This is a genomic window from Pseudomonas sp. NBRC 111133 (assembly GCF_001320605.1).
Taxonomy (GTDB): domain Bacteria; phylum Pseudomonadota; class Gammaproteobacteria; order Pseudomonadales; family Pseudomonadaceae; genus Aquipseudomonas; species Aquipseudomonas monteilii.
In genome coordinates, this window is sequence record NZ_BCBJ01000045.1 from 42,051 (window position 1) to 54,232 (window position 12,182).

The following is a 12,182-nucleotide window of genomic DNA, read 5'->3' on the forward strand; positions in this document are numbered from 1 at the left end:
ATAAAAATCGTTACTTCTTCTTACGCACATACAGGACCAGATTGTGGTCCACCAGCTCGTAGCCATGCTCGGCCACGATCTCGCGCTGGCGCTTCTCGATTTCGGCGTCCATGAACTCGATGACTTCACTGGTATCCACGTTCACCATGTGGTCGTGGTGACCACCATCGGCCAACTCGAACACGGCGTGGCCGCCGTCGAAGTTGTGGCGAACCACCAGGCCCGCCGCTTCGAACTGGGTCAGTACGCGATAGACAGTGGCCAGGCCTACGTCCTCGCCTGCCTCCATCAGCGCCTTGTAGACATCTTCGGCGCTCATGTGACGCTGCTCGGTGGAGTCGAGCATCTGAAGGATCTTGACTCGAGGCAGGGTCACCTTGAGACCGGCTTTGCGCAATTCGCTATTTTCAACCATGGTCAGCTTTCTCGCCGATGCTGCTTCGCAGCTTCTCTTAATACGGGTATGATCGGGGTTTACGTTGTCCAGCCAAGATAGTGGAAGTCGCCCACCGATGCAAAACACCAAGCTCTTGCTAAACAGCCTCGCCCTCGCGGGACTGCTCGCACTCGCCGGTTGCTCGTTTCCCGGGGTTTACAAAATCGACATCCAGCAGGGCAATGTCGTAACGCAAGACATGATAGACCAATTACGCCCCGGAATGACCCGACGGCAAGTAAGGTTTATCATGGGCAACCCGCTGATTCAGGACACCTTCAACACCAACCGTTGGGACTACCTGTACAGCCTGCAGCCAGGTGGCGGTAAACGTCAGCAAGAACGCATGAGCGTGTTCTTCAACGAAAGCGACCAGCTGGTCAGCCTGTCTGGCGACTTCATGCCAGGTGTCAGCCGCGACCAGGAAATCCTCGGCGGCAGCAGCGACACCACGGTCAGCCCGGCCACCGAGCCTGGCCAGGCCGAACAGCCAGCCGCGCAGCCCGCGGAAAAACCAGCCAAGCCTGGCTCGACCGAAGAGTCCATCCAGCGCGAAATCGACACCATCGAGACCACCCCGGTCCCGACCCCTGCACCGCTGGAAACCCGCTAATCGGGCCAGCAGGCACAAAAAAGCCCGGACGTGTTCCGGGCTTTTTATTTTCGCTGGCTTAATCAGGCATTCAGCTGCTTGGCCCGCTGGCAGAAAGCATCAACCAAGGTGTTGGCCGCCTGGTTGAACAGCGGGCCTAACGTGGCGCGCACAATCGGCCCAGCATAGTCGAAGGACAGGTCGAGGCTGATCTTGCAGGCCTTTTCACCGAGCGGCTTGAACACCCACACACCATGCAGCTGGGTGAACGGCCCTTCTTCGAGGTTCATCTCGATGGACTGCCCCGGTACCAGCACGTTACGCGTGACGAAGTGCTGGCTCATGCCCCCCTTGGCCACTTCGAGCCTGGCGCGCATATGCGTCTCGCTGGCTTCCATTACCGTCGAGGCCGAGCACCACGGCAGAAACTCAGGGTAGCTGGCCACATCGTTGACCAGATCGTAGAGCGCCTGGGCGGGGTATGGCAGCAGGGCAGAGCGTTGAATATGGGTAGTCATCCAGGCGTCACTTCCAAGGCTGGGTGGCGGCGCTTCGCAGCGTGCCGAAAACAGGTTCTGTGCGTATGACAGGGTTTGTATTGTCCGGTATTCATTCCAGTGGCTCAAGCACACCGAAATCCCATAGCGGACGACGCGCGGACTTGCCTATAATGCCGCCCCTATGGCTAAGCAAAAAAAACATCCGACCGGGACCATCGCGCAGAATAAAAAAGCGCGACACGATTACTTCATCGAACACAAGTTCGAGGCCGGGCTGGTCCTGTCCGGCTGGGAAGTAAAAAGCCTGCGCGCCGGCAAGGCACACCTGACGGACAGCTACGTGCTGCTCAAGGACGGTGAAGCCTGGCTGTTCGGCAGCCACATCACCCCGCTGACCACCGCCAGCACCCACGTCATCGCCGACCCCATCCGCACCCGCAAGCTGCTGCTGAACAAGCGTGAGCTGGAGCGCCTGGAGGCCGCCGTGGCGCAAAAAGGCTACACCTGCGTAGCTTTGGCGCTGTACTGGAGCAAGCACCTGATCAAGTGCGAAATCGCATTGGGCAAGGGCAAGAAGGAATTCGACAAGCGCGACACCATGCGCGAACGCGATTCCAACCGCGAGCTGCAGCGGGCTGTGCGGAACAAAGGCAAAGAAGACTAATTAGTCTTTAGCCTGTTCCAGCCTCTTCGCGGGTTTACCCGCGAAGAGGCCAGCACTGCCCAGACAAATCTCAGCGCCCGCTCCGCCGCTCCGCCCGCGCCACGCGCTGCGCTTCCTCATGCGCCTCTTCCAGCACCTCCTGCACATACAAAATGTGCCGGCTGGACACCTCCCGAGCATCCTCCGCCCTGCCCTCGACAATCGCCAGGTACAGCTCCCGGTGCTGACTGATCAACATGTCCCGGGTCTCAGTGCGTTGCTGGTACATGCCACCAATGTTGGTCACCACGTTGCGCTTGAGCAGGTCGAACAGCCCTCGGATGGTATGCAGCAACACCGCGTTGTGGCTGGCCTCGGCAATTGCCAGGTGGAAGCTTGCATCGGCAGCGCCCTCTTCCGCACGGGTCACTTCATCAACCCGGGCATAGCAGTCCTGCAGTGCATCGAAGGCCGCCTTCAACCGCGCCCGGTCCAGCTCGGTGGCACGCTGGGCAGCGTAATAGGCGCAGGACGCCTCCAGCGTGTGGCGGAACTCAAGCAAATCACGCTGGGCCTCGGCGCTGTGCTCTAGCAACTGCAGCAACGGGTCGCTGAAGGTGGACCCCAACGACTCGGCAACAAAATTGCCCCCGCCCTGACGGCTGACCAGCAGCCCCTTGGCCACCAGTTTCTGGATTGCCTCACGCAGTGACGGGCGGGACACGCCGAACTGTTCGGCAAGGGCACGCTCGGCCGGCAGCCGCTGCCCCGAGGTCAGCGTACCTTCCAGAATCATCCCTTCCAGACGATCGACAATGTCGTCGGACAGGCGCCGTTGGCGGACCTGATCAAAAACCATCACATGCTCTCCACAAACCCCCGGCAAATTTCAGGGGGCGCCTATTCTCGCCGATCCAGTCCGCGCAAACACCCATCAAGCCGCGATTTTCCCAGCACATCAGGTGCCCGCTCATCGGCACGCGACCAAAGTTTTGCACGGGACAAATTGACACACCCACGACAGCGCTTTTAACCTAGCGTCCAGCCATTGTAAATTGGTCTTACCAATTATCCAATGCCAGTGCTGACCAACAACAATTAGGGGCCACCCCATATGCAAACCTGGCAACAACTCTATAGCCCGCTTGGTAGTCTTGGCCTGTCCGCACTGGCGGCGGTCATTCCCATCGTGTTCTTCTTCCTTGCCCTCGCCGTGTTCCGCCTTAAAGGCCACGTAGCCGGCAGCATCACCCTCGCGTTGTCGATCCTGGTGGCCATCTTCGCCTTCCAGATGCCTGTCGACATGGCTTTCGCCGCCGCGGGTTATGGTTTCCTCTATGGCCTCTGGCCAATTGCCTGGATCATCGTTGCCGCGGTGTTCCTGTACAAACTCACGGTCAAGAGCGGCCAGTTCGAAGTGATCCGCAGCTCGGTGCTGTCGATTACCGACGACCAGCGCCTGCAAGTGCTGCTGATCGGCTTCTGCTTCGGCGCCTTCCTGGAAGGTGCGGCGGGCTTTGGCGCACCGGTGGCAATCACTGCCGCGCTGCTGGTGGGCCTGGGCTTCAATCCGCTGTACGCCGCCGGCCTGTGTCTGATCGCCAACACCGCACCGGTAGCCTTTGGTGCCTTGGGTATCCCGATCATCGTGGCCGGCCAGGTCACCGGCATCGACGCCTTCCACATCGGCGCCATGACCGGCCGCCAGCTGCCGCTGCTGTCGCTGTTCGTGCCGTTCTGGCTGGTGTTCATGATGGACGGCCTGCGTGGCGTGAAAGAAACCTGGCCTGCCGCCCTGGTCGCCGGCCTGAGCTTCGCCGTCACCCAGTACTTCACATCGAACTTCATCGGCCCGGAACTGCCCGACATCACCTCGGCCCTGGCCAGCCTGATCGCCCTGACTCTGTTCCTGAAAGTCTGGCAGCCCAAGCGTTCGTTCAGCGAAGCCAAGGGCAGCGTCGGCGCAGCGGTTGTGGAGCCAAGCGGCAGCCAGCCTAGCCCGTACAGCTTTGGCGAGATCTTCAAGGCCTGGTCGCCATTCCTGATCCTCACCGTGCTGGTCACCCTCTGGACCCTGAAGCCGTTCAAGGCAGCGTTCGCCCCGGGCGGCGCGATGTACAACTTCGTGTTCAACTTCGCCATCCCGCACCTCGACCAGCTGGTGATCAAGACCGCACCGATCGTTGCCGCGCCAACCGCCATGCCAGCGGTATTCAAGCTCGACCCGATCTCCGCCACCGGCACCGCGATCTTCCTCTCGGCGCTGATTTCCATGGCGGTGCTGAAGATCAACTTCAAAACTGGTCTGACCACTTTCAAAGAGACCTTCTGGGAGCTGCGCTGGCCTATCCTGTCGATCGGCATGGTGCTGGCCTTCGCCTTCGTCACCAACTACTCGGGCATGTCTTCGACCATGGCCTTGGTACTGGCCGGCACCGGCGCCGCGTTCCCGTTCTTCTCGCCGTTCCTCGGCTGGCTGGGCGTGTTCCTGACCGGTTCCGACACGTCGTCCAACGCCCTGTTCAGCTCGCTGCAGGCCACCACCGCGCACCAGATCGGGGTCAACGACACCCTGCTGGTAGCCGCCAACACCAGCGGCGGCGTGACCGGCAAGATGATCTCGCCCCAATCGATCGCCGTGGCCTGCGCCGCCACCGGCCTGGTGGGCAAGGAGTCCGACCTGTTCCGCTTCACCGTCAAGCACAGCCTGTTCTTCGCCACCATCGTCGGCCTGATCACCCTGATCCAGGCTTACTGGCTGACCGGCATGCTGGTTCATCACTAAAGTGAAAGGGGCCGGGCGCCATCGCGCGCCCGGCACTCCCCACAAGCAACGCTGCGAGAATCCATGATCATTTCTGCCTCTACCGACTATCGCGCCGCGGCCCAACGCAAGCTGCCTCCTTTCCTGTTCCACTATGCCGACGGCGGCGCCTACGCCGAGCACACCCTGCGCCACAACGTGTCGGACCTGGCCAGCATTGCCCTGCGCCAGCGCGTGCTGAATAACATGTCCGAGCTCAGCCTTGAGACCAAGCTGTTCGACGAAACGCTGAGCATGCCCGTGGCCCTGGCCCCGGTCGGCCTCACTGGCATGTACGCCCGCCGTGGCGAGGTGCAGGCAGCCCGTGCGGCTGCGGCCCACGGCATCCCGTTTACCATGTCTACGGTGTCGGTGTGCCCGATCGAAGAAGTGGCCCCGGCCATCGACCGGCCGATGTGGTTCCAGCTGTACGTGCTGAAAGACCGCGGCTTCATGCGCAACGCGCTGGAGCGAGCCAAGGCCGCCGGGGTCAAGACCTTGGTGTTCACCGTCGACATGCCCGTACCCGGCGCCCGCTACCGCGACGCCCATTCCGGCATGAGCGGCAAGAACGGCCCGCTGCGCCGCGTGCTGCAGGCCATGACCCACCCTGAGTGGGCGTGGGACGTGGGCGTGATGGGCCGCCCGCATGACCTGGGCAACATCTCCAAGTACCGTGGCAACCCCACCGGCCTTGCCGACTACATCGGCTGGCTGGGCAACAACTTCGACCCGTCCATCTCCTGGAAAGACCTGGAGTGGATCCGCGAGTACTGGGACGGCCCGATGATCATCAAAGGCATCCTCGACGCCGATGACGCCCGCGATGCGGTCAAGTTCGGCGCCGACGGTATCGTGGTGTCCAACCACGGCGGCCGCCAGCTCGATGGCGTGCTGTCCAGTGCCCGCGCCCTGCCGGCGATTGCCGACGCGGTCAAAGGCGACCTGAAGATTCTCGCTGACTCCGGCATCCGCAGCGGCCTCGACGTGGTGCGCATGATCGCCCTGGGCGCCGACACCGTGCTGATCGGCCGCGCCTTCCTCTACGCCTTGGCCGTGCATGGCCAGGCCGGCGTGAAAAACCTGCTGGAGCTGTTCGAGAAAGAAATGCGCGTGGCCATGGTGCTGACCGGCGCCAAGTCGATCAGCGAGATCACCCGCGACTCGCTGGTACGCGAACTGGGCGCCTGACCGCCTGCAAGAACGACCGCCTGATTGACCCGGGGCATGTGGCGCACAGACGCCACGGCCCCGCGAGGAGATTGCATGAGCCTGCCCGCCGCGTTCCTGCGTGATGCCGAGCGCCTGATACCCGCCGAACGCCGCTTCGACGACCCCACTTCCACCCTGGCCTTTGGCACCGACGCCAGCTTCTACCGGCTGATCCCCAAGCTGGTGGTGCGTGTCGAGTCCGAAGACGAAGTGGTCGGCCTGATCAAACTGGCCCAGCGCGAGCGGGTGCCGGTCACCTTCCGCGCCGCCGGCACCAGCCTGTCTGGCCAGGCCATCACCGACTCGGTGCTGATCGTGCTTGGCGATAGCTGGGGGGGTAAAGAAATTCGCGGCCAGGGCGAGCAGATCCGCCTGCAACCCGGCGTCATCGGCGCCCAGGCCAACGCCTGGCTGGCCCCCTTCGGGCGCAAGATCGGCCCGGACCCTGCCTCGATCAACGCCTGCAAGATCGGCGGCATCGTCGCCAACAACGCCAGCGGCATGTGCTGCGGCACCGCGCAAAACACCTACCACACCCTGGCCGGCCTGCGCCTGGTGCTGGCCGACGGCACCCGCCTGGACAGCGAAGACCCGGCCAGCGTAGCCGCCTTTGAACGCAGCCATGCCGACCTGCTGGAGGCGCTGGCCCGCCTGGGCCGCGAAACCCGCGCCAACACGGCACTGGCTGACCGCATTCGGCACAAATACCGGCTGAAGAACACCACCGGCCTGTCGCTGAACGCACTGGTGGACTTCGACCAGCCGCTGGACATCCTGCAACATCTGTTGGTGGGTTCCGAAGGCACGCTGGGCTTTATCAGCGCCGTCACCTACGACACCGTGCCCGACCACCCGCACAAGGCCAGTGCCCTGCTGGTGTTCCCCAGTGTCGAAAGCTGCTGCCGCGCGGTCACCGTGCTCAAGCGCCAGCCGGTTTCGGCCGTGGAGCTGCTCGACCGCCGCAGCCTGCGCTCGGTGCAGAACATGCCCGGCATGCCACTGTGGGTAAAAGGCCTGTCGGACAACGCCTGCGCCCTGCTGATCGAGTCCCGCGCCGCCAGCCAGAGCCTGCTGCACGAGCAACTGCAACAGGTGATGGCCTCCATCGCCGATTTCCCGCTGGAACAACAGGTGGACTTCAGCGAAGACCCGGCCGTGTACAACCAGCTGTGGAAAATCCGCAAGGACACCTTCCCCGCTGTCGGCGCCGTGCGCCAGACCGGCACCACGGTCATCATCGAAGACGTGACCTTCCCCATCGAGCAGCTGGCCGAAGGCGTCAACCGCCTGATCCAGCTGTTCGACAAGCACCGCTATGACGAGGCGATCATTTTCGGCCACGCGCTGGAAGGCAACCTGCACTTCGTCTTTACCCAGGGCTTCAACAGTGCCGAAGAAATCGCCCGTTACCAGGCGTTCATGGACGACGTGGCGCAACTGGTGGCCGTGGAGTTCGGCGGCTCGCTGAAGGCCGAACACGGCACAGGGCGCAACATGGCGCCGTTCGTGGAGCTGGAGTGGGGCCATGACGCCTACCAGCTGATGTGGACGCTCAAGCGCCTGCTCGACCCCAACGGCATCCTCAACCCCGACGTGGTGCTGAGCGAAGACCCCGATATCCACCTGAAGAACCTCAAACCGCTGCCTGCCGCCGACGAAATCGTCGACAAGTGCATCGAGTGCGGCTTCTGCGAACCGGTGTGCCCGTCCAAGGGACTGACCCTCAGCCCGCGCCAGCGCATCGTCATGTGGCGTGACATCAAGGCCAAGCAGCGCGCCGGCATCGACACCCGCGAACTGATGCAAACCTACCAGTACCAAGGCATCGACACCTGCGCCGCCACCGGCCTGTGCGCCCAGCGCTGCCCGGTGGGCATCAACACCGGCGAACTGGTGAAAAAACTGCGCAGCCAAGCTGCCGACCACGGCACGACCGCCGACTGGCTGGCCGAGCACTTCCACACCGCACTGGGCGGCGCCCGCCTGACCCTGACCGCCGCCAACACCGCACGCAAGCTACTCGGCGCCCCCCGCCTGGGCCGCCTGACCGCCTCGCTAAGTAAAGCCAGCAAAGGCCGCCTGCCCCAGTGGACGCCCGCGATGCCACAGCCGCTGCGCCCGCTGGACTTCGGCCCGGCCAGCAACGACGCCCGTCCCCGCGTGGTGTACCTGGCCGCCTGTGTTTCACGGGTGATGGGCCCGGCCTATGCCGACCGCGAGCAAAGTTCACTGCTGGACAAAACCCGCGCCCTGCTGGAAAAGGCCGGCTACCAGGTGGTGTTCCCCGACAACGCCGACAGCCTGTGCTGCGGCCAGCCGTTCGCCTCAAAGGGCTACCCCGAACAGGCTGAGCACAAGCGCCAGGAACTGATCAACGCCCTGCTGCACGCCAGCCGCGGCGGCCTTGATCCGATCTACTGCGACACCAGCCCCTGCACCCTGCGCCTGGTGCAAGACCTGGGCGAAACACGGCTGGACCTGTACGACCCCGTGCGCTTCATCCGCACCCACCTGCTCGACCGCCTGGAGTTCACCCCCCAGGACGAGCCAGTGGCTGTACACGTGACGTGCAGCACGCAGCACCTGGGCGAAAGCCAGGCTTTGATCGACCTGGCGCGGCGCTGCAGCAAACAGGTGGTGATCCCGGAAGGCATTCACTGCTGCGGCTTTGCCGGCGACAAAGGCTTCACCACCCCCGAACTCAATGCCCACTCCCTGCGCAGCCTGAAGGATGCGGTGCAGTATTGCAGCGAAGGCATCTCCACCAGCCGCACTTGCGAGATCGGCCTGTCGAGCCACAGCGGCATCGACTACCACGGCCTTGTCTACCTGGTAGACCGCGTCACCCGGCCGCGCAGCATTTAGGCAGGAGGGGTTCGCCGTTAGGTTGGCGGCGCTCGATCGACCAGGCGCTAAAAAACCAAAGACAAACACCCAAAGCCCACCACCATCCCGATTGAACCCTCGCCAATCCCCCACAGTCCACCTTACAGGCCCACCTTCCAGAGGCCCCAGAGGAGACACCCATGAAAGGTACCGCGCTTTCGGCCCTGTTCGCGGCCGCCACCCTGCTGGCTTCGCCAGTGTTTGCCGCCGATGACCTCTGCACCGCCAACCTGCAAAAGATCGACGACAGCATGGCCACCGCCGGCGCCACCTCCGAAGGCCTGGACAAGGCCATCACCGAGCACGTCGACAAAGCCAAGGCCGCCCAGGCCTCTGGCGACACCAAGGAATGCATCGCCATCACCAGCAAAGTGCTGGAGCGCCTGGAGAAAACCGAGAAAGGCGGCGGCACCGGCAGCGGTGGTGCGTAACCCTGAAAGCGGGCGACCAGACCGGCTGTCGACGTCGCCCGCGTAATGGCGTATACTCCGCCTCACGTGCCGTAAGGTGCGTTAGCCAAGCGCTAGTGTGGGGCCGATTAGGATTCGACGCCGGTAGCGAAACTCTAGGTGCATGCCGAGTTGGTAACAGAACTCGTAAATCCACTGTTGCAACTTTTATAGTTGCCAATGACAAAGACTACGGCGCGGAGTACAAGCTGGCTGCGTAAGCGGCCCTCTTGACCCGTTGCTTCTGGTAGCTTCGGCTCCAGCAATCACTAGGGGATGCCTGTAAACCCGAACTGATTGTCATACAGAACAGGATCGTCGCGTAGCACGTTGTGGGCGAAGTGACTAAAACTTACACAACTCATCCAAAGCACCCTGCCCGTCGGGCGGCTGCGGATTAAATCAGTAGACACGGCTAAGCATGTAGTACCGACAGCGGAGTACTGGCGGACGGGGGTTCAAATCCCCCCGGCTCCACCAAATGATCAAACAAAGACGTCCACGGACGTCTTTTTTTGTGCCTGGAAGTCAGTGAAATCAAGGGTTTACTGCTCTTTTGAGGGCCACAACGGTTTTTTGAGTTCCAGCCACCCCGGTATTCCCGGTGGTATTCCAGCCTACCTGGGGCTAATCTTGGGAATACCAAAAGGTGTCATGGAGCTCTCCCATGTGCGCTCAAACAGCTCGACTCTCAGACCGCCAGCTCAAGGCGGTCAAGCCCAAAGACAAGGACTACGTCCTCACGGATGGCGACGGGCTCCAGCTCCGAGTCCGGGTCAACCGCTCGATGCAGTGGAATTTCAACTACAGGCATCCGGTCACCAAGAATCGAATCAACATGGCGCTCGGCTCCTATCCCGAGGTCTCTCTGGCGCAAGCTCGGCGAAAAGCGGTTGAAGCTAGGGAAGTACTTGCCCAGGGGATCGACCCCAAAGCTCAGCGCAATGATCTCGCGCAGGCCAAACTAGCCGAGACAGAACATACGTTCGAGAAAGTAGCTAGCGCCTGGTTCGAGTTGAAAAAGGACTCGGTCACGCCGGCTTATGCTGAGGACATCTGGCGCTCACTCACGCTGCACGTTTTTCCGAGCATGAAATCGACTCCAATCTCGGAAGTCAGTGCACCGATGGTGATCAAGATCCTTCGCCCTATCGAAGCCAAAGGCAGCTTGGAAACGGTGAAGCGGCTTAGCCAGCGCCTCAACGAGATCATGACCTACGGGGTCAATTCGGGAATGATCTTCGCGAACCCGCTCAGCGGGATTCGGGCGGTGTTCAAGAAACCGAAGAAAGAAAACATGGCGGCACTTCCACCCGAGGAGCTTCCTGAGCTCATGCTGGAAATTGCGAACGCCAGCATCAAGCGCACCACCCGCTGCTTGATTGAATGGCAGTTGCACACCATGACTCGCCCAGCCGAGGCGGCGACTACTCGTTGGGCAGACATCGATTTTGAAAGGCGTGTCTGGACCATCCCGCCGGAGCGGATGAAGAAGCGCCGACCGCACAGCATCCCGTTGAGCGATCAAGCCATGTCATTGCTGGAGATACTGAAGTCCCACAGTGGTCATCGAGAATACGTCTTCCCGGCAGACCGAAATCCTCGTACTCATGCCAATAGCCAGACCGCTAACATGGCGTTGAAACGCATGGGCTTCCAGGACCGCTTGGTCAGCCACGGCATGCGCTCGATGGCCAGCACCATATTGAATGAACATGGGTGGGACCCGGAGCTCATCGAAGTGGCGCTGGCGCACGTCGACAAGGATGAGGTGCGCAGTGCCTACAACCGAGCCGACTACATAGAGCGACGGCGGCCGATGATGGCTTGGTGGAGCGAGTACATTCTGAAGGCGTCGACGGGCAATCTCTCGGCCAGCGCGATGAATGTGGCTAGGGATCGGAACGTAGTACCCATCCGATAGGGCACGGCGACAACGGCGACACTGGCGACAGACCGCGTGCCATATACATCCTTGCCGCCTGAGCGGATGGCGACAGTCGCCAACTCACCTCGATTTTGGCTTCTCCGGCTAAGCCCGTGAGCATGGGGAGGCTTCGCATCCCCATGCTCACGGGCTAACACTAGAAAAGCGACAAACGGCCACTCTGCCACTGACACCCACCGACTTCCAAAGCACGCCAGAGGCGGAATCTGGCGCATTTCCATGCGCCCGTCACCAATTGACCCGTGCCGCGGTGACCGATAGAACGAAGATTCAAAGCGCTGCCTTAGGCAGCACCCCAGATGACCAGAGCCTTCAAGGTCATGCCGCTAACCCGGTGGTTCATCCCAAAGTGCGATTCGCGCCCGGAGGCTCGCACGGTCATTCGCCAGAATGATGGACGCCCTCTAAACAATCCGCCTAGTGCGGCTGCCCGCTAACCCTTTAGCCCTGCAGCAACGAACCTACTCGGCCGACGTTTTGCGCCAACCGTTCGCCCGTCTCTTTTTCCAGAAAAGAGACGGGCGCTCCTACCACTGCTGCAGCCCTCATCGCACATGGCTTTGCGGCAATTCCCCTCGTGACAATCGGCGTGACAAACGCCGATGTCACCAGCAACAGCGCTGTAGATGATGGTGCCGCAGACCAGGGAATGGACTGCACCTGACTGACAGTCAGGCATGCCCCGGTCATCGCAGTGCTGCTTGCACATGGCT

Annotated in this window: 10 protein-coding genes and 1 other RNA gene; 8 read left to right on the plus strand and 3 right to left on the minus strand. The window is 62.0% G+C overall.

All coding sequences use genetic code 11. The annotated features are described in order from the left end of the window. Positions 1–10: 10 nt before the first annotated feature. Positions 11–415, minus strand: a complete 405-nt coding sequence (gene fur / locus APH36_RS09740; RefSeq protein ID WP_012274258.1) for a ferric iron uptake transcriptional regulator — start codon at positions 413–415, stop codon at positions 11–13. Positions 416–512: 97 nt separating this feature from the next. On the opposite strand from fur, the gene APH36_RS09745 reads away from it, so the two are divergent. Further along, positions 513–1,049 carry an outer membrane protein assembly factor BamE gene (locus APH36_RS09745; protein WP_060498453.1) on the plus strand — a complete coding sequence of 179 codons (537 nt, stop codon included), beginning with the start codon at positions 513–515 and terminating at the stop codon, positions 1,047–1,049. A 62-nt stretch (positions 1,050–1,111) separates the two neighbouring features. On the opposite strand, the gene APH36_RS09750 is transcribed toward APH36_RS09745, so the two are convergent. Beyond that, complete coding sequence (locus APH36_RS09750) at positions 1,112–1,546, minus strand: type II toxin-antitoxin system RatA family toxin (protein WP_060498454.1); 435 nt, start codon at positions 1,544–1,546, stop codon at positions 1,112–1,114. 163 nt (positions 1,547–1,709) lie between these two features. Between APH36_RS09750 and smpB the strand changes: the two genes are divergently transcribed. Further along, the gene (gene smpB, locus APH36_RS09755; protein ID WP_012274261.1) at positions 1,710–2,192 is read left to right on the plus strand and encodes an SsrA-binding protein SmpB; all 483 of its coding nucleotides are present in this window, start codon (positions 1,710–1,712) and stop codon (positions 2,190–2,192) included. Between the two features lie 70 nt (positions 2,193–2,262). Here smpB and APH36_RS09760 read toward each other — a convergent pair whose 3' ends face one another. Beyond that, positions 2,263–3,030 carry a GntR family transcriptional regulator gene (locus APH36_RS09760; protein WP_060498455.1) on the minus strand — a complete coding sequence of 256 codons (768 nt, stop codon included), beginning with the start codon at positions 3,028–3,030 and terminating at the stop codon, positions 2,263–2,265. 255 nt (positions 3,031–3,285) lie between these two features. Between APH36_RS09760 and APH36_RS09765 the strand changes: the two genes are divergently transcribed. From APH36_RS09765 to APH36_RS09790, 6 genes are all read left to right on the plus strand, one after another. Beyond that, on the plus strand, positions 3,286–4,956 hold the full coding sequence (locus tag APH36_RS09765; protein ID WP_060498456.1) for a lactate permease LctP family transporter: 1,671 nt from the start codon (positions 3,286–3,288) through the stop codon (positions 4,954–4,956). A gap of 63 nt (positions 4,957–5,019) precedes the next feature. Continuing rightward, complete coding sequence (gene lldD, locus APH36_RS09770; RefSeq protein WP_016712100.1) at positions 5,020–6,165, plus strand: FMN-dependent L-lactate dehydrogenase LldD; 1,146 nt, start codon at positions 5,020–5,022, stop codon at positions 6,163–6,165. Positions 6,166–6,240: 75 nt separating this feature from the next. Next, positions 6,241–9,051, plus strand: coding sequence for an FAD-binding and (Fe-S)-binding domain-containing protein (locus tag APH36_RS09775; protein WP_060498457.1), 2,811 nt, complete (start codon positions 6,241–6,243; stop codon positions 9,049–9,051). Between the two features lie 161 nt (positions 9,052–9,212). Continuing rightward, positions 9,213–9,503, plus strand: a complete 291-nt coding sequence (locus tag APH36_RS09780) for a hypothetical protein (protein ID WP_060498458.1) — start codon at positions 9,213–9,215, stop codon at positions 9,501–9,503. 99 nt (positions 9,504–9,602) lie between these two features. Then, positions 9,603–10,001: a transfer-messenger RNA gene (gene ssrA / locus APH36_RS09785) on the plus strand. Between the two features lie 187 nt (positions 10,002–10,188). Next, positions 10,189–11,445 carry an integrase domain-containing protein gene (locus tag APH36_RS09790; RefSeq protein ID WP_054573639.1) on the plus strand — a complete coding sequence of 419 codons (1,257 nt, stop codon included), beginning with the start codon at positions 10,189–10,191 and terminating at the stop codon, positions 11,443–11,445. Positions 11,446–12,182: the final 737 nt, after the last annotated feature.